Source organism: Micromonospora sp. NPDC048930 (assembly GCF_043197935.1).
Lineage (GTDB): Bacteria > Actinomycetota > Actinomycetes > Mycobacteriales > Micromonosporaceae > Micromonospora.
Genome location: NZ_JBICUB010000015.1, coordinates 117494 through 134983, shown reverse-complemented (window position 1 = coordinate 134983; position 17490 = coordinate 117494). Strand labels below are relative to the sequence as shown.

The 17490-nt window shown below is 73.1% G+C and carries 16 protein-coding genes; 10 read left to right on the top strand and 6 right to left on the bottom strand.

Annotated elements, in window-relative coordinates:
* Positions 1-75: 75 nt before the first annotated feature.
* Together ACGFI9_RS30300 and ACGFI9_RS30295 are read right to left on the bottom strand one after the other, a co-directional pair.
* The gene (locus ACGFI9_RS30300; RefSeq protein WP_393183324.1) at positions 76-1005 is read right to left on the bottom strand and encodes a lysophospholipid acyltransferase family protein; all 930 of its coding nucleotides are present in this window, start codon (positions 1003-1005) and stop codon (positions 76-78) included.
* Complete coding sequence (locus tag ACGFI9_RS30295) at positions 1002-1778, bottom strand: GNAT family N-acyltransferase (RefSeq protein ID WP_393183322.1); 777 nt, start codon at positions 1776-1778, stop codon at positions 1002-1004. The genes ACGFI9_RS30300 and ACGFI9_RS30295 overlap by 4 nt, the downstream gene beginning before the upstream one ends.
* A gap of 246 nt (positions 1779-2024) precedes the next feature.
* Here ACGFI9_RS30295 and ACGFI9_RS30290 point away from each other — a divergent pair, with 246 nt between their 5' ends.
* The 8 genes from ACGFI9_RS30290 to ACGFI9_RS30255 all read left to right on the top strand — a co-directional run bounded on the left by ACGFI9_RS30290 (position 2025) and on the right by ACGFI9_RS30255 (position 12907).
* Positions 2025-2681 carry a hypothetical protein gene (locus tag ACGFI9_RS30290; protein ID WP_393183320.1) on the top strand — a complete coding sequence of 219 codons (657 nt, stop codon included), beginning with the start codon at positions 2025-2027 and terminating at the stop codon, positions 2679-2681.
* A 160-nt stretch (positions 2682-2841) separates the two neighbouring features.
* Positions 2842-3780, top strand: coding sequence for an ABC transporter ATP-binding protein (locus tag ACGFI9_RS30285; protein ID WP_393183318.1), 939 nt, complete (start codon positions 2842-2844; stop codon positions 3778-3780).
* Entirely contained in the window at positions 3777-4589 is an 813-nt protein-coding gene (locus ACGFI9_RS30280) for an ABC transporter permease (protein ID WP_393183316.1), read from the top strand. Before ACGFI9_RS30285 ends, ACGFI9_RS30280 begins: the two co-directional genes overlap by 4 nt.
* Before the next feature lie 260 nt (positions 4590-4849).
* Positions 4850-8572, top strand: a complete 3723-nt coding sequence (locus ACGFI9_RS30275) for a multifunctional oxoglutarate decarboxylase/oxoglutarate dehydrogenase thiamine pyrophosphate-binding subunit/dihydrolipoyllysine-residue succinyltransferase subunit (RefSeq protein ID WP_393183314.1) — start codon at positions 4850-4852, stop codon at positions 8570-8572.
* Positions 8573-8660: 88 nt separating this feature from the next.
* Complete coding sequence (locus ACGFI9_RS30270; protein ID WP_393183312.1) at positions 8661-8840, top strand: DUF6104 family protein; 180 nt, start codon at positions 8661-8663, stop codon at positions 8838-8840.
* 109 nt (positions 8841-8949) lie between these two features.
* On the top strand, positions 8950-9654 hold the full coding sequence (locus tag ACGFI9_RS30265; protein ID WP_393183310.1) for a DUF998 domain-containing protein: 705 nt from the start codon (positions 8950-8952) through the stop codon (positions 9652-9654).
* 71 nt (positions 9655-9725) lie between these two features.
* Complete coding sequence (pta, locus tag ACGFI9_RS30260; protein ID WP_393183309.1) at positions 9726-11792, top strand: phosphate acetyltransferase; 2067 nt, start codon at positions 9726-9728, stop codon at positions 11790-11792.
* Positions 11789-12907: an acetate/propionate family kinase gene (locus ACGFI9_RS30255; RefSeq protein WP_393183307.1), complete on the top strand. Its 1119-nt coding sequence runs from the start codon at positions 11789-11791 to the stop codon at positions 12905-12907. The genes pta and ACGFI9_RS30255 overlap by 4 nt, the downstream gene beginning before the upstream one ends.
* 36 nt (positions 12908-12943) lie before the next feature.
* Here the strand turns inward: ACGFI9_RS30255 and ACGFI9_RS30250 are convergent, their stop codons facing one another.
* Positions 12944-13111, bottom strand: a complete 168-nt coding sequence (locus tag ACGFI9_RS30250) for a hypothetical protein (protein ID WP_393183305.1) — start codon at positions 13109-13111, stop codon at positions 12944-12946.
* Between the two features lie 207 nt (positions 13112-13318).
* Between ACGFI9_RS30250 and ACGFI9_RS30245 the strand changes: the two genes are divergently transcribed.
* The gene (locus ACGFI9_RS30245) at positions 13319-14284 is read left to right on the top strand and encodes an alpha/beta hydrolase family protein (RefSeq protein ID WP_393183303.1); all 966 of its coding nucleotides are present in this window, start codon (positions 13319-13321) and stop codon (positions 14282-14284) included.
* 25 nt (positions 14285-14309) lie between these two features.
* On the opposite strand, the gene ACGFI9_RS30240 is transcribed toward ACGFI9_RS30245, so the two are convergent.
* The 3 genes from ACGFI9_RS30240 to ACGFI9_RS30230 form a co-directional block, all read right to left on the bottom strand.
* Positions 14310-15272, bottom strand: coding sequence for a zinc-binding dehydrogenase (locus ACGFI9_RS30240; RefSeq protein WP_393183301.1), 963 nt, complete (start codon positions 15270-15272; stop codon positions 14310-14312).
* A gap of 42 nt (positions 15273-15314) precedes the next feature.
* The gene (locus ACGFI9_RS30235) at positions 15315-16490 is read right to left on the bottom strand and encodes an NADP-dependent malic enzyme (protein ID WP_393183299.1); all 1176 of its coding nucleotides are present in this window, start codon (positions 16488-16490) and stop codon (positions 15315-15317) included.
* Positions 16491-16630: 140 nt separating this feature from the next.
* Complete coding sequence (locus tag ACGFI9_RS30230) at positions 16631-16990, bottom strand: S24/S26 family peptidase (protein WP_393183297.1); 360 nt, start codon at positions 16988-16990, stop codon at positions 16631-16633.
* 84 nt (positions 16991-17074) lie between these two features.
* On the opposite strand from ACGFI9_RS30230, the gene sodN reads away from it, so the two are divergent.
* The gene (sodN, locus tag ACGFI9_RS30225) at positions 17075-17479 is read left to right on the top strand and encodes a superoxide dismutase, Ni (protein ID WP_355635326.1); all 405 of its coding nucleotides are present in this window, start codon (positions 17075-17077) and stop codon (positions 17477-17479) included.
* The last annotated feature ends 11 nt before the right edge of the window (positions 17480-17490 follow it).

Genomic DNA, 17490 nt, shown 5'->3' with positions numbered 1-17490 from the left:
CGTCGATCGACGGGGCGAGCATAACGCGATACATCGCGACTGAACAAGAGTGTCGCGATGTATGTCGCGATGGCGTCAGGCGGCGAGGTCCAACTCCGACTCCCTTCTGACGGTCGGCCCGCCGATCGGAAGGGACGAGAGCGGGCCCGCCACCGGATCCACGGCCCGGCCCGGGGAGCCGGCCGTCGCCGGGGGCGGGACGAGGTGGATGGCCGACTCGGCGGCCCGGGCCAGCATCCGCCGGTCCGCCCCGGCCGCCGGGTGCAGCGCCGCGCCCAGCCCGACCGATACGGTCAGGTCCCGGGCGGCCAGCACCCGGCGTACGCACTCCCAGAGCGTCTCCTCGCCGAGGAAGGCGGCGAGCGTGGTCGGCTCGCCGGCGTACCGGTAGCTCAGGCGGAGCGGGACGACCGGCGCGCCCGCGTCCACCGCGGCCTGGAACATCGCCGGCCGGAACCCGCGGTTGGGCCGGCAGTCGGCGGCCGTGCCGCACCAGGTGGTGCCCTCGGGGAAGACCGCGACGGAATGGCCGGCGCGCAGCGCGGCGGTCACCCGCCCCACGGTGCCCGGTAGGTCACGCGGTCTGGAGCGGTCCACGAAGACCGTGCCGGCCGCGGCGGCGAGCGGGCCCACCACGGGCCAGTCCCGCACCTCCCGCTTGGCGACCATCCGGGCCGGCGCGACCGCGAGCACCGCGAGGACGTCCAGCCCGGAGACATGGTTGGCGACCAGCAGGGCACGGCGGCGGGGCAGCCGGCCCCGGACCGCCAGTCGTACGCCCAGCGCCCGCAGCGTCCCCCGGGCCCAGCCGCGGAGCGCCGCCCGCCGCTCCCGGGCCGGCAGCACCGGCAGGACCACGGCCAGCCCGACGCCGACCAGCAGCATGCCAACCACCCCGAGCAGCCGCGCCGCCCGACGCGCCGGCGAGACGGTCGAGCCGGTGGCGCCGGGCAGGCACCGGGGGCCGCAGCCCGAGGCGGGGCGCCACAGGTCGGCGCTGCTCACGACGGCTCCCCGCCCAGGAAGTGCCGCAGGTAGCGGGGGTTCAGCCGGTCCAGCGAGAACAGCACGTAGAAGTCGGCGCAGCCGAAGTCCGGGTCGTACGCCGGCTCGCCGCAGACCCAGGCGCCGAGCCGCAGGTAACCGCGGAGCAGCGGCGGGACCAGCGCCCGGCGCGCGGCGGGTGACAACTCCGGCCCGGCGACGGCCGGCGCCTCGGCGAACCACGGCCGGCGGGGCGTCACCCGCAGCGGCGGCGGCGCGAGGTGCCGGGCGCTGGCCTGCGACCACACCTCGGCGGCCGCCGTCCCGCCGTCGGAGACCGGCACGGAGGCGCAGCCGCCCAGCCAGCGCGACCCGCGCAGGTGCAGGTAGCGGGTGATGCCGGCCCACATCAGGTTGATCACGGCACCCGAGCGGTGGTCCGGGTGGACGCAGGAGCGGCCCGCCTCCACCAGGTCGTCGCGGAGCGGGGCGAGCGCGGTCAGGTCGAACTCGCTGTCCGAGTAGCGGCGGTCGGTGCGCCCCGGCGGGAGCAGCCGGTACGTGCCGACCACCTCATGGGTGCCCTCCCGCAGCACCACCAGGTGGTCGCAGTGGGCGTCGAACTCGTCGGTGTCGAGCCCGGCGGCGTCCGGGGGCAGGGTCGCGCCGAGTTCGGTGGCGAACACCTCGTGCCGCAGGCGTTGGGCGGCCGCGACCAGGGTGGGGTCGTCGGCGATCAGCAGGGTGTAACCGCTGGTCGTGAGGGGTGCGCCAGCGGCGTGCAGAACGGCCATGGGACCTGTGTAGGGGCCGCGGGTTGCCGCCCCCGGTGGCGAGGAGCGTCGATCCGGTGAACGCCGACCGACAGTCCGCCCCCACCCGCGCCCGGTTGCGGCGATCCTGGGGTCGACCGGGCGGTTCGTCCGGTTCCGGACGGCCGCCGTGATCGGCCCGGTGGAGCCGGCCGGGGCAGGCGTGCGAGGCTGCGGGGGCGGGGCCGGCGAGGGGGCCGGGGCCCGGAGCGATCGCGGAGGGCACGGATGATCATCGAGTCGCGGTTCCACGGGCCGGCCGGGTCGGGCAACGGCGGCTGGAGCGCCGGGATCTTCGCGGCCGCGGTCGACGACCGGGGTCCGGTCGAGGTCACCCTCCGCAGGCCGCCGCCGCTGGAGACCCCGCTGACCGCGGTCGACGGCGACGTCCGCGACCCGGACGGCCAGTTGATCGCCCAGGTACGCCGGGTCGACGGGTTCACCGCCGTGGTGCCGCCGGTGGACCGGCCGACCGCCGAGGCCGCCGCGAAGGCGTACCCGGGACTGGTGGAGCACCCCTTCCCGGGCTGCTACGTCTGCGGTCCGCAGCACCCGGACGGGCTGCGGATCTTCCCGGGCCGGCTGCCGGACGGGCGGACCGCCGCGCCGTTCACCGCCCCGGAGCCGGTGGTGCCGGCGACCGTGTGGGCCGCGCTGGACTGCCCCGGCGGCTGGGCGGTGATCGCACCCGGCCGCCCGTACGTCCTGGGTCGGATCGCCGCCGTGGTCCGGGCGCTGCCGCGTCCCGGCGACGAGTGCGTGGTGACCGGCGCGATGGTCGGCGCCGAGGGACGCAAGGCCGAGGTCCACTCCAGCCTCTACGGGCCGGGCGGCGACCTGCTCGGGTACGCCCGCGCCACCTGGATCGCGCTGCCGGCGGCCTGACGTCTCCTCCCTCAGGATGACCGCCTCCTGCCCCAGCGGGAGGAGGACGTACGCGTCCCGCCTGATTGACCCGCTTGCCTACGGTTGCCAGGCTGTGCCACGGCGTCCCCGCAACGGCGCCCCCACCGGCGCCCGCGCGCCGTGGCAGGAGAGGAGAACGATGTCCGACGGGCAGTGGAGCCCCAGCGCCGGGACCGGCCAGATCGTGGTGTCCGGACTGACGAAGCAGTACAAGAACGTCCGGGCGGTCGACAATCTGTCCTTCACCGTCCAACCGGGACGGGTGACCGGCTTCCTCGGCCCGAACGGCGCCGGCAAGACGACCACCCTGCGCATGCTGCTCAACCTGGTCACCCCCACCGCCGGCGAGGCGACCATCGGCGGTCGGCGGTACGCCGACCTGACCGACCCGCTGCGCTCGGTGGGCGCGGTGCTGGAGGCGTCCAGCGCGCACAAGGGCCGCACCGGGATCAACCACCTGCGGGTGATCTGCGCCGCGGCCGGGCTGCCCCGGCAGCGGGCCGACGAGGCGCTCGCGCTGGTCGGGCTCACCCCGGCGGCGAAGCGCAAGTTCAAGGGCTACTCGCTGGGCATGAAGCAGCGGCTCGGCATCGCCGCCGCGATGCTCGGCAACCCGCAGGTGCTGATCCTGGACGAGCCGGCCAACGGCCTCGACCCGGAGGGGATCCGCTGGATGCGCGGCTTCCTCAAGGGGCTGGCCGCCGAGGGGCGGACGGTGCTGGTCTCCAGCCACCTCCTCTCCGAGATGCAACTGCTCGCCGACGACGTGGTGATCATCGCCGCCGGCCGGCTGGTCCGGCAGGGGCCGGTGGACCAGGTGATCGGCTCGATGGCGCACGGCGGGCGGGTGCGGGTGCGCACGCCGCAGGCCGAGGAGCTGGCCGCCGCGCTGCGCGAGCAGTCGGCCACGGTGGACGCCGACGGGCAGGGCGCGCTGCTGGTGAGCGGGGTGGACGCCCCGACCGTGGGCCGGGTGGCCCTGGCCGCCAAGGTGGAGCTGCACGAGCTGACCACCGAGCGCCCCGACCTGGAGGGGGTCTTCCTCGAACTGACGGCCGGAAAGGCGGAGATCCGATGAACCTGGTCCGATCCGAGCTGCTCAAGATCCGTACCACCAGCACCTGGTGGCTGCTGGGGATCGGGGCCCTCCTCGCCACCGCCCTGGCCTTCGCGGTGAACGCCTGGCTCGCCCACACCATCCTGAGCGGCCGGGGCGAGGAGGTCGGCGTCACCGGCGCCCAGGCGAGCGCCCCGGCCCAGGCGGCGAACCTCTACACCTCCGGGCAGTACCTCGGGCTGCTCTTCGTGATGCTGATCGGCATCCTGATGGTCACCAACGAGTTCTTCCACCAGACGGCGACCACCACCTTCCTGACCACGCCGCGCCGCACCTCGGTCATCCTCGGCAAGCTCGGCGCCGCGTCCCTGCTCGGCTTCGGCTTCTGGCTGGCCACCACGGCGATCGACCTGCTGGCCGGCGCGGCCTTCCTGTCCCTGGACGGCCACGACACCCAGCTGGGCGAGTGGGAGGTGCACCGGGCACTGCTGCTCAACCTGCTGGCGTACGCGATCTGGACGATCCTGGGCGTCGGCATCGGGACGCTGATCCCCAACCAGCTCGGCGCGGTGATCACCGCCGCGGTGCTGTACCTGGTCGGCACCCAGGTCGTGCAGCTGCTCTTCTTCCTGCTCTCCAACTGGCTGGACAGCGAGGCCGTGGTGAAGTGGCAGGTGGTCTGGCCGGCAGTCGCCTCCCAGGTGATGATCAGCGGGGAGGCGAGCCAGTTCACCCCGGCCTGGTGGGTGGGCGCACTCGTGCTGGTCGGCTACGCCGTGGTCAGCGGGACCACCGGCGTCCTGATCACCCGGCGGCGCGACATCGCCTGAGCCCGCCCTGCCCGACGTGGCCCCGGCCGGTGACCGCGCGTCACCGGCCGGGGCCGTTCCTCACTTAGCAGGCGTCGGGGCGACACGCTGGGTTTGCCGAACTTCTGGCATCTTCTGTGAAACGGACCACCAGCCGGAGGCGAGAATGCCTGCGGCATTCCTACGGCGTAGCCTGGGAGCCGTCTCTCGTGTGCCCGTTTCGGGCACCGGATGACACCGCGTGACATTACGAACCCGCGTGAAAGAGGCGATTAGCGGCCGTGTCGACCCAGCAGACTTCGCAGGAGAACCCACTGGCGGGTTTCGGCCCGAACGAGTGGATCGTCGAGGAGATGTACCAGCGCTACCTCGCCGACCCCTCGAGCGTCGACTCGGCCTGGCACGATTTCTTCGCCGACTACCGACCCGCCCCCGGCGCCGCCACCCCGCGCCCGGACGGCCAGGCCAAGCCGGCCGCCAAGCCGGAGCCCGCCGAGCAGCAGGAGCCGGTCGCCGCCGTCGCCCAGCAGCCGGCCGCCGCGGCCAAGCCCGCGCCCGCCCCGGCCAGGCCCGCCGCCAAGCCGGCGGAGCCGGCCCCGGCGAAGAAGGCCGCCCCGGCCAAGCCGGCCGCCAAGGCCCCGACCGCGACCGCCGCCGGCACCACCCCGCTGCGCGGGGTCGCCGCAAAGATCGTCCAGAACATGGACGCCTCGCTCTCCGTGCCGACCGCCACCAGCGTCCGCGCGGTCCCGGCGAAGCTGCTGGTGGACAACCGCATCGTCATCAACAACCACCTGGCCCGGGGGCGCGGCGGCAAGGTCAGCTTCACCCACCTCATCGGGTACGCGATGGTCCGGGCGCTGGTCGAGCACCCGGAGATGAACAACTCGTACGCCGAGGTGGACGGCAAGCCGGCGATGGTCCGCCCGGAGCACGTCAACCTGGGCATCGCGATCGACCTGGCCAAGCCGGACGGCTCCCGCAACCTGGTGGTGCCCTCCATCAAGGGCTGCGAGCAGATGGACTTCCGGCAGTTCTGGCAGGCGTACGAGGACGTGGTCCGGCGCGCCCGCCGCAACGAGCTGACCATGGACGACTACGCCGGCACCACCATCTCGCTGACCAACCCGGGCGGCATCGGCACGGTCCACTCGATCCCGCGCCTGATGCAGGGCCAGAGCGCCATCATCGGCGTCGGCGCGATGGAGTACCCGGCGCCGTACCAGGGCATGAGCGAGGCGACCCTGGCCGAGCTGGCGGTCAGCAAGATCATCACGCTGACCAGCACGTACGACCACCGGATCATCCAGGGCGCCCAGTCCGGCGAGTTCCTGAAGGTGATGCACGAGCTGCTGCTCGGCGAGCGCGGCTTCTACGACCAGATCTTCACCTCGCTGCGCATCCCGTACGAGCCGGTACGCTGGGTGCGCGACGTGGCCGTCGACTCCGAGGGCCAGATCAACAAGACCGCGCGGGTGCACGAGCTGATCCACGCGTACCGGGTGCGCGGCCACCTGATGGCCGACACCGACCCGCTGGAGTTCAAGATCCGCAAGCACCCGGACCTGGACGTCCTCCAGCACGGGCTGACCCTGTGGGACCTGGACCGGGTCTTCCCGGTGAACGGCTTCGCCGGCCGCCAGCGGATGAAGCTGCGCGAGATCCTCGGCGTGCTGCGCGACTCGTACTGCCGCCGGGTCGGCATCGAGTACATGCACATCCAGGACCCGGAGGAGCGGCGCTGGATCCAGGAGCGGATCGAGCGCAAGTACGAGAAGCCGACCCAGGACGAGCAGAAGCACGTGCTCAACCGGCTCAACGCCGCCGAGGCGTTCGAGACCTTCCTGCAGACCAAGTACGTCGGCCAGAAGCGCTTCTCGCTGGAGGGCGGCGAGTCGCTGATCCCGCTGCTGGGCGAGGTGCTGGAGTGCTCCGCCGAGGCCGGGCTCGACGAGGTCGTCATCGGCATGGCCCACCGCGGGCGGCTCAACGTGCTGGCCAACATCGTCGGCAAGCCGTACGAGAAGATCTTCTCCGAGTTCGAGGGGCACCTCGACCCGCGCTCGACCCAGGGCTCGGGCGACGTGAAGTACCACCTCGGCCAGAACGGCAAGTTCACCACCCCGGACGGCGCGCACGCGGTCAAGGTGTCGGTGGTGGCGAACCCGTCGCACCTGGAGGCCGTGGACCCGGTGCTGGAGGGCATCGTCCGGGCCAAGCAGGACCGGATCGACCTCAAGCTGGAGGGCTACACCGTGCTGCCGCTGGCGGTGCACGGTGACGCCGCCTTCGCCGGCCAGGGCGTGGTGGCCGAGACGCTGAACCTGTCGCAGCTGCGCGGCTACCGCACCGGCGGCACGGTGCACGTGGTGGTCAACAACCAGGTCGGCTTCACCACCGCCCCGGAGTACAGCCGGTCCAGCCTCTACAGCACCGACGTGGCCCGGATGATCCAGGCGCCGATCTTCCACGTGAACGGCGACGACCCCGAGGCCGTCGTCCGGGTGGCCCGGCTCGCCTTCGAGTACCGGCAGGCGTTCAACAAGGACGTCGTGATCGACATGGTCTGCTACCGCCGGCGCGGGCACAACGAGGGCGACGACCCGTCGATGTCCAACCCGCAGATGTACCAGATCATCGACTCGAAGCGGTCGGTCCGGAAGCTCTACACCGAGGAGCTCATCGGGCGGGGTGACATCACCGTGGAGGACGCGGAGGAGCTGCTGCGCGACTACCAGTCGCAGCTCGAGCGGGTCTTCAAGGCCACCCGGGACGCGGCCACCACGCCGCGCCAGCTCAGCCGGCCGCGCCGCGAGGAGGAGCCGGAGCCGCAGGTCGACACCGCCACCGACGCCGCCGTCGTCAAGGCGATCGGCGAGGCGCACGTCAACCTGCCGGAGGGCTTCACCCCGCACAAGCGGATCCAGCAGCTGCTCGACCGGCGGGCGAAGATGTCCGTCGAGGGCAACATCGACTGGGGTTACGGCGAGATCATCGCGTTCGGCGCGCTGCTGCACGACGGGGTCACCGTCCGGCTCGCCGGCCAGGACTCCCGCCGCGGCACCTTCGTCCAGCGGCACGCCTCCATCCTCGACGCGAAGACCGGGGACGACTACCTGCCGCTGAAGTCGCTCACCGGCGACGGCGAGCGGTCCCGCTTCTTCGTGCACGACTCGCTGCTCAGCGAGTACGCCGCGATGGGCTTCGAGTACGGCTACTCGGTGGAGAACGTCAACGCGCTGGTCTGCTGGGAGGCCCAGTTCGGTGACTTCGTCAACGGCGCCCAGTCGGTGATCGACGAGTTCATCTCGTCCGGTGAGGTGAAGTGGGGCCAACGCTCCGCGGTCACCCTGCTGCTGCCGCACGGGCACGAGGGCCAGGGCCCGGACCACACCTCCGGCCGCCCGGAACGGTTCCTCCAGCTCTGCGCCGAGGACAACATGCGGGTGGCCATCCCGACCACCCCGGCGAACTACTTCCACCTGCTGCGCCGCCAGGCCCTGTCGCCGAAGCGCAAGCCGCTGGTGGTGTTCACGCCGAAGTCGCTGCTGCGGCACAAGCTCTGCGTGTCGCCGGTGGAGGACTTCACCACGGGCACCTTCCAGCCGGTCCTCGCCGACACCGCGGCCCCGGCGCCGCAGCAGGTGAAGCGGGTGCTGCTCTGCTCGGGCAAGGTCTACTACGACCTGTTCCAGGCCCGGCAGGAGCGGGGCGTCACCGACACCGCGATCATCCGGATGGAGCAGCTCTACCCGCTGCCCGTCGAGGAGGTCCGGGCCGCGCTGGCGCAGTACCCGAACGCCGAGGACTTCGCCTGGGTCCAGGAGGAGCCGGCCAACCAGGGCGCCTGGTCGTTCGTCGCGCTCAACCTGCTGGAGCACCTGCCCGAGGTCCGGCTGCGCCGCATCTCCCGCCCGGCCGCCGCCGCTCCGGCGGTGGGCTCGGCGAAGATGCACGACGTCGAGCAGGCCGCGCTGATCGAGGCGGCTCTCCCCCGCCCGTGACCTGACCGCACCGCGAGCACCGGGGCAGCGACCGTACGACGGCGCTGCCCCGCCTCGTGTGGCGGCCCCGTTTTCGAGAGGACGAACCGTGTACTTCACCGACCGTGGCATCGAGGAGCTGGTCGAGCGCCGGGGCGACGAGCAGGTCAGCCTGGAGTGGCTGGGCGAGCGGCTGCGCGACTTCGTCGACCTGAACCCGGAGTTCGAGACGCCGGTCGAGCGTTTCGCCACCTGGCTGGCCCGGCTGGACGACGAGGACGAGGACTGACCGTCACCGATTGACGCCGAGGCGTTCCGTCGCGTCCACTGGAAGGCAGCGTCCAAGGTCCGACGGGACGCGCCGGACCACAACGCCGCCTGACGCCAGGGAGGCGGAAGTGAATCCCGTAACCCGTAAGCCGCCGCAGGACGCGGTGACCGTCCGTCGCCTCCGGCTCGGCATCGGCGCCGTCGGCACCGCCCTGCCGATCGTGCTCCTGGTCGGTCACATCGTCGTGCTCCGCCGGTTCACCCTGCTCGACTCGCTCAGCGGCTACTACCACACCGAGATGCGGGACGTCTTCGTCGGCAGTCTCTGTGCCGTCGGGGTCTTCCTCATCAGCTACCGGTACCGGCGGCCCGACGATGTGCTCGGCACCGTCGCCGGGGTGCTGGCCGTCGCGGTGGCCCTCTTCCCGACCACGGTGGGCGCCCGGCCCGGCACCACCAGCGACACGGACCGGACGGTCGGCGTGGTGCACCAGATCGCCGCCGCGGTCCTGTTCGTCCTGCTCGCCGTCTTCTGCCTGTTCCTGTTCACCCAGGCGGACCGGGTCGGGGTGCCGCCGCGGCCGGCCGCCGTCCGGTTCTACCGCGCCTGCGGCCTGCTCATCCTGGCGGCCATCGTGCTGGCGCTGGCGAGCACCCAGCTCCCCGCCGACGTACGGCACACGCTCAAGCCGGTGCTCTGGTGCGAGACGGTCGCGGTGTTCGCCTTCGGCGCCGCCTGGTTGGCGAAGAGCGACGCGCTGTTCCGGGCCGCCGAGCCGGCCGACATCGCACCCGATCCGCAGACCTCCCCTCCCCTGCCGGCAGGCTCCTGACCGACGAAGGGTCGTCCGCCCCGGGCCCAAGGACCCGGGCGAGGCAGACCGCGATCTTGTAGCGTGAGGTCGTGGCGCGCAGCGTGTACCTGACCAGCGTGGGATCGGGCGGGGGCAAGTCGACGGTCGCGCTCGGGCTGGCCGAGCTGCTGTCCCGTCAGGTCGAGCGGATCGGCGCGTTCCGGCCGCTGGTCCCGGGCCGGGGGCCGGACCAGATCCTCGCCCTGCTCACCGAGCGCTACCGGGTGGAGCTGCCCGTCGAGGACCTGCACGGCAGCACGTACGCCGAGGCCACCGCGCTGGTCGCGGAGGGCCGGCGGGAGGAGCTGATCTCCCGGATCGTGGCCCGCTACCGGGAGGTGGAGCGGCGCTGCCCGGCGGTCGTCGTGGTGGGCAGCGACTTCGCCGACGGGGACGGCGCCGGGCCGCGCGAGCTGGCCTTCAACGCCCGGCTGGCCACCGAGTTCGGCAGCGTGGTGGTGCCGGTGGTCGACGGGTTCGGCCAGGAGCCCGAGTCGATCGCCGCGGCGGTCCGCGGCGCGTACCACGACCTGGCGGACCTGGGGGCGACGGTGGTGGCGGTGGTCGCCAACCGGGTGCCCGGGCCGATGACCCTGCCCGAGCTGCCCGTCCCCGCGTACGCCATCCCGGAGGTGCCGGCCGTGTCGGCGCCGACGGTGGCCGAGGTGGCGGCGGCGCTCGGCGCCACCCTGCTCTCCGGCGACCCGGCCGCGCTGGACCGGGACGTGCTCGACTACGTGGTCGGCGCCGCGCACGTGCCCACCCTGCTCGACCACTTCACCGACGGGGCGCTGGTGATCACCCCGGGCGACCGGGACGACCTGCTGGTCGCGGCCGGCGCCGCGCACGTGGCCGGGCAGGTCTCGCTGGCCGGGCTGGTGCTCACCCTCGGCGAGCAGCCCGACCCGCGGGCGATGCGGCTGTTCGAACGGTTGAACACCGGGCTGGCGGTGCTCTCGGTGAGCAGCGACAGCTACGACACGGTCGCGGCGTCCAGCCGGATCGAGGGCCGGCCCAGCGTGGCGAACCCGCGCAAGGTGGAGGCGGCGCTGGGCGCGTTCGAACGCTGCGTGGACACCGTCGACCTGGCCCGCCGGCTGCGGGTGAGCCGGTCGGAGCGGGTCACCCCGCTGATGTTCGAGAACGACCTGATCGACCGGGCCCGGGCGCGACGCCGCCGGCTGGTGCTGCCCGAGGGTACGGAGGAGCGCATCCTGCGGGCCGCGGAGATCCTGCTGCGCCGGGGCGTGGCCGACCTGACCCTGCTCGGCCGCCCCGACGACATCGCCCGGCGGAGCCGGGAGCTGGGCGTCGACATCGGCGAGGCCCAGGTGGTCGACCCGGTGAGCAGCGCGTGGCGGGAGGAGTTCGCCACGGAGTACGCGAAGCTGCGCGCGCACCGGGGCGTCACCGTCGAGCTGGCCCACGACATCGTGGCCCAGGCCAACTACTTCGGCACGATGATGGTGCAGACCGGCCGGGCGGACGGCATGGTCTCCGGCGCCACCCACACCACGGCGGCCACCATCCGCCCGGCGTTCGAGATCATCCGGACGGTACCGGGGGTCTCGGTCGCCTCCAGCGTCTTCTTCATGCTGCTCGCCGACCGGGTGCTGGTCTACGGCGACTGCGCGGTCAACCCCGACCCGGACGCCGCCCAGCTCGCCGACATCGCGATCTCCTCGGCCGACACGGCCGCCCGGTTCGGCATCGAGCCGCGGGTGGCGATGCTGTCGTACTCGACCGGCGACTCCGGTTTCGGGGCCGACGTGGAGAAGGTCGCGGCGGCCACCAAGCTGGTCCGGGCGCGCCGGCCGGAACTGCTGGTGGAGGGCCCGATCCAGTACGACGCGGCGATCGACCCGCAGGTCGCGGCCACCAAGCTGCCGGACAGCCCGGTGGCGGGGCGGGCCACGGTGTTCATCTTCCCGGACCTGAACACCGGCAACAACACGTACAAGGCGGTGCAGCGCTCGGCCGGCGCGGTGGCGGTCGGCCCGGTCATGCAGGGCCTGCGCCGGCCGGTCAACGACCTGTCCCGGGGCGCCACCGTGCCCGACATCGTCAACACCGTGGCGATCACCGCCATCCAGGCCGCCGCCGGGGAGTCCTCATGAGCCGCATCCTCGTCCTCAACTGCGGGTCCTCGTCCGTCAAGTACCGGCTGTACGACGGCGAGGAGGTCCGCGACCAGGGCAAGATCGAACGGGTGGGCGAGCCGGGTGGCGGGCCGCCGGACCACGAGAGCGCGGTACGGGAGATCATCGACCGGCTCGACCTCGCCGGGCTGGCCGGGGTCGGGCACCGGGTGGTGCACGGCGGCCGCCGGTTCAGCGCGCCGGTGCTGATCGACGACCGGGTGTTCGCCGCGATCGAGGACCTCGTCCCGCTCGCCCCGCTGCACAACCCGGCGAACCTGACCGGCATCCGGGTGGCCCGGGAGGCGCTGCCGGACACCCCGCAGGTGGCCGTCTTCGACACCGCGTTCCACCACACGCTCCCCGAGGCCGCCGCCACCTACGCGATCGAACGCGAGACCGCCGAGCGGTACGGCATCCGCCGGTACGGCTTTCACGGCACCTCGCACGCGTACGTCTCGCGCCGCACCGCGGAGCTGCTGGACCGGCCGTACGCCGACCTGAACACGATCACCCTGCACCTGGGCAACGGGGCGAGCGCCTGCGCGGTGCAGGGCGGCCGGAGCGTGGCCACCTCGATGGGCATGTCCCCGCTGGAGGGCCTGGTGATGGGCACCCGGAGCGGCGACCTGGACCCGACGGTCATCTTCCACCTGCGCCGGGAGGCCGGGATGCACGTGGACGACATCGACGACCTGCTCAATCACCGCAGCGGCCTGTTCGGCCTGACCGGGGCCAACGACATGCGCGAGGTGCTCTCCCGCCGGGACGCCGGCGACCCGCACGCCGCGCTCGCCTTCGACATCTACTGCCGACGGATCAAGGGCTACGTGGGCGGGTACTACGCGCTGCTCGGGCGGGTCGACGCGGTCACCTTCACCGCCGGGGTCGGCGAGCACGCCGCACCGGTCCGCGCGGCGTCGCTGGCCGGCCTGGAGCGGCTCGGCATCGGCGTCGACCCGGCCCGCAACGCGGGCAGCGGCGACCGGGTGATCTCCCCTGCCGGTGCCGAGGTCACGGTCTGCGTGATCGGCACCGACGAGGAACTCGAGATCGCCCGGCAAACCCGGGAGGTGCTCGGCTCCCGCGCCTGAGGGCGCCCCCGCCGGCACCCCGACGGGGCCGGTGGCTCAGCCCAGGACGAGCCAGGCCACCAGGGCGACCAGCACGACGACCGCGCCGATCCCGGCGATGAGCGGCAGCCGGGACGGTGCTGGCGCGGCGGCCGCGTCGGGTGCGTCGACGAAGGCCCGGAACTGGGCGGTGTTGCCGCTGGGGTCGGTGTAGTTCTCAGCCATGCGCGTGACCCTAGCGAAGCGTGTCGAGCCGCAGGAATCTGCCGGGCCGGTGCCGGAAACCCGATCCACCCGGTGGGCCGCCGCCGGGTTCGTGGTGGCCGCGCCGGCCTTGCCGCGTACCGACCGGCTGATGGCCGGCGTGCCGATCCGCTCACCGTCGGCCGTTGTCCGGCCGACCGACCACTACCGCGAGGCACAATCGTCTTCATGCTCCGTCGCCGCGCCGCCCTGGTCACCGCCGCCCTGCTCACCGCAGGTCTGGCCGGATGCTCCGGCGGGACTGCCGCCGCACCGCAGCGGCCCGCCCCCGACGTGCCGGCGAAGGCGACCACACCGGCCCCACGGGTACCCGCCGGGCACGCCCCCACGCAGAGCTTCGCGGTCGGCGTACGCCAGCTGAAGCTGAACCGCGACGGCGACCGCCCCCTGCCGGTGACCGTGTGGTACCCGGCCCGGGGCGCGGCGGGCGGCGCGCCGGAGCGGTCCGCGCCGGCCGCGACCGGGCGGTTCCCGGTGGTGATGTTCAGCCACGGGCTGGGCGCCCGCCCGGAGGACTACCAGCTGCTGCTGAGCCGCTGGGCGGCGGCCGGGTTCGTGGTGGCCGCCCCGAGGTTCCCGCACACCGGCGCCGGGGGCGACGGCAATCCGCTCGACGTGCTCAACCAGCCGGCCGACGTGTCGTACGCGCTGACCCAGGTGCTGGCCTTGAACACGAAGGCGGGTGACCCGCTGCGCGGCCGGCTAGACCCGGACCGGGTGGCCGCGGCCGGGCACAGCGCGGGCGGGGTGACCACGATCGGGCTCTTCACGGCGGGGCGGGACGAGCGGCTGGACGCCGGGATCGTCTTCGCCGGTACGGCGCTCGGCGTGGGCACCGGGTTCGCCGGGGCGGCGGCGCCGCAGCTCTTCGTGCACGGCGAGGCCGACGAGGTGGTGAGCTACGCCGCCGGCAAGGCGGTCTACGACGCGGTGCCGTGGCCGAAGGCGATGCTCAGCCTGCCCCGGGGCGACCACGGCCGGGCCCTGCTCAGCAACGGGAAGGCGCTGCGGGTGGTGGCCGACACCACCCTGGAGTTCCTCCGCTGGACCCTGTACGGCGACGCGGCGGCGAAGAAGCGGCTCCCCGCCGACGCCGCCCGGGGCGGCCTGGCCACCCTGGACGACCACCTCTGAGTGGCCGTCCAGGGCGACGCACCGGTCAGGCGGTGTGGTCGACGACCACCTTGCCGAAGACCTCGCCGGAGTTGAGGCGGGCGAACGCCTCCTCGATCCGGCTGAACGGCACCACGCTGTCCACCACCGGCCGCACCTCGTGCTCGGCGCAGAACGCGAGCAGCTGGGTGAGCTCGTCCGGGGTGCCCATCGAGGTGCCCAGGATCTCCAGCTGCATGGCGAAGACCCGGCGCAGGTTGACCTTGGGCTCGTGCCCGGCGGTGGCGCCGGAGACCACGATCCGGGCCATCGGGGCGGCCGACTTCAGCGAGTGGTCGAAGGTGGCCGCGCCGACCGTCTCGATCACCACGTCTACCCGCTCGGGCAGCCGGGCGCCCGGCTCCAGCGCGGTCGCCCCCAGCTCGGTGATCCGCTCCCGCTTGGCGGCGTCGCGGCTGGTCGCGTACACCCGCTTGCCGAGCGCGACGCCGAGCGCGACGGCCGCGGTGGCGACGCCCCCGCCGGCCCCCTGGACCAGCACCGACTCGCCCTCGTCCACCCGGCCCCTGGTGGTCAGCATCCGCCACGCGGTGAGCCAGGCCGTGGGCAGGCAGGCCGCGTCGGTGGCCGACAGGCCGTCCGGCAGCGGCAGCAGGTTCATCCGGGGTACGGCCACCCGCTCGGCGAAGGTGCCCGGGAAGTGCTCGGAGAGGATGGAGACCCCGCGCGGGTCGCCCGAGGTGGGCACCACCGGGTAGATGACCACCTCGTCGCCGTCCGGGTCGGTGCCGACCGCGTCACAGCCGAGGATCATCGGGAGCTGGTCGGCGGCGAGGCCCACGCCGCGCAGCGACCAGAGGTCGTGGTGGTTGAGCGAGCTGGCCCGTACCTGCACGGTGACCCAGTCCTCCTGCGGGTGGGTCGGCTCGGGACGGTCGCCGACGGTGAGCGCGGCGAGCGGGTTGTCGGCGTCGAAGGCCGAGGCATAGGCGGCACGCATGATCGGCACGGTAACAAGCTGAGCGTCCGTTAAGAAGGGCCCTTCCTTCGGTCAGCGGCGGGCGACCCCGTCCCGGCGGGCGGCCTCGGCGACCGCCTCGGCCACCGCCGGGGCGACCCGCGGGTCCAGCGGGGAGGGCACGATCGCCTCGGCGGTCAGCGACTCGGCGACCACGTTGGCGATGGCGTCGGCCGCGGCCACCTTCATCCCGTCGGTGATCCGGGTGGCCCGGGCGTCCAGCGCGCCCCGGAACACGCCGGGGAAGGCGAGCACGTTGTTGATCTGGTTGGGGTAGTCGCTGCGGCCGGTGGCGACCACCGCGACGTGCCGGGCGGCCACCTCGGGGTGCACCTCGGGGGTGGGGTTGGCCAGCGCGAAGACGATCCCGCCCGGGGCCATCCCGGCCACCGCCGCCTCGGGGATCTGCCCGCCGGAGACGCCGACCAGCACGTCCGCGTCGCGCAGCGCCTCGGTGATGTCGCCCTGCCGGCCGTCGGCGTTGGTGGTCTCGGCCAGCTCGGCCTTGGTCCCGGTCAGCTCCCGGTGCCGGCCGATGATGCCCTTGGAGTCGCAGACCACCACCTGGTCCGGGTTCACGCCGCCGGCGACCAGCATCTTCGTCACCGCGACCCCGGCCGCGCCGGCCCCGCTGACCGCCACCCGCAGGTCACCGAGCTTGCGGTTGAGCAGGGTCGCCGCGTTGCGCAGCGCGGCCAGCACCACGATCGCCGTGCCGTGCTGGTCGTCGTGGAAGACCGGGATGGGCAGCGCCTCGTCCAGCCGCCGCTCCACCTCGAAGCAGCGCGGGGCGCTGATGTCCTCCAGGTTGATCCCGCCGAACGAGGGGGCGAGGGCCCTGACGGTCGCCACGATCTCGTCCACGTCCTGGGTGTCCAGGCAGATCGGTACCGCGTCCACGCCCGCGAACTGCTTGAAGAGCACCGCCTTGCCCTCCATCACCGGCAGCGCCGCGCGCGGGCCGATGTTGCCCAGGCCGAGTACGGCGGAGCCGTCGGTGACCACCGCGACGGTGTGCGACACCCAGGTGTAGTCGTCGGCGAGGTCGGGGTCGGCGGCGATCGCCTCGCAGACCCGGGCCACACCCGGGGTGTACGCGAGGGAGAGGTCCTCCCGGCTGGTGAGCGGGACGGTCGAGGCGACCGCCATCTTGCCGCCGAGGTGCAGCCGGAAGACCGGATCAGCAGGGTCCGGGGTGGACGAAGACATGGTGACTCCAGGATCTGTCGAGCAGACGGACCGGCCGGCTCGGCGCGCGATGGTCTGCGGCCGGCGGGGCGGCGGTGCGGGGGGTCACCCGGGCACTTTCCGAGCATAGTCAGGCTGCCCGCACTGGGATGTGATCGGGGTCATATCCGCCTTTGACGCGTACCACCCCTGATCCGCCGCGGAAGGGGCCAGTACCGGGCCACCACCCGGCCCCGGACGTCGGCCACCCCGTACGCCCGGGAGTCGTCGGTGACCAGGTCGTTGTCGCCGCGTAACCACCAGCCGCCGTCCTCGGGACGGACCGCGCGCTTGACCACGAGCAGGTCGGGACGGCTGCGGAAGACCGCCAGCACCACGTCCCCCGGGCGCACCGGCCGCCCCCCGACACGCACCAGCACCGCGTCACCGTGCCGCAGCGTCGGGACCATGGAGGGGCCGGTGACCAGCACGGGCGTCAGCGGCCCGCGCAATACCGGCCGGGTGTGCTCGTTGGCACGCATCGGGTTTCACCTCCCGCCCGCCGGGGAGCATGTCCAGGAGTAATGTCGTCTCGGATCATCGCAAACATCCCATGGAGGACCCTGATGCGCCTTCCTCGCATCCTCACGCCCCGTGTGACCGCCAGCGCCCACTGCGACCTTCCGTGCGGCGTGTACGACCCGGCGCAGGCCCGGATCGAGGCCGAGTCGGTCAAAATGATCTGCGAGAAGTACCAGTCGAACACCGACCCCGAGTACCGCACCCGGGCGATCATCATCAAGGAGCAGCGCGCCGAGCTGGTCAAGCACCACCTCTGGGTGCTCTGGACCGACTACTTCAAGCCGCAGCACTTCGAGAAGTACCCGCACCTGCACCAGCTCTTCAACGAGACCACCAAGCTCGCGGGCTCCGCCGGCGCCAAGGGCGCGACCGACCCGGCCATCGCCGACCAGCTGCTGCAGAAGATCGACGAGATCTCGAAGATCTTCTGGGAGACCAAGCAGGCGTGAGCCTGACCGAT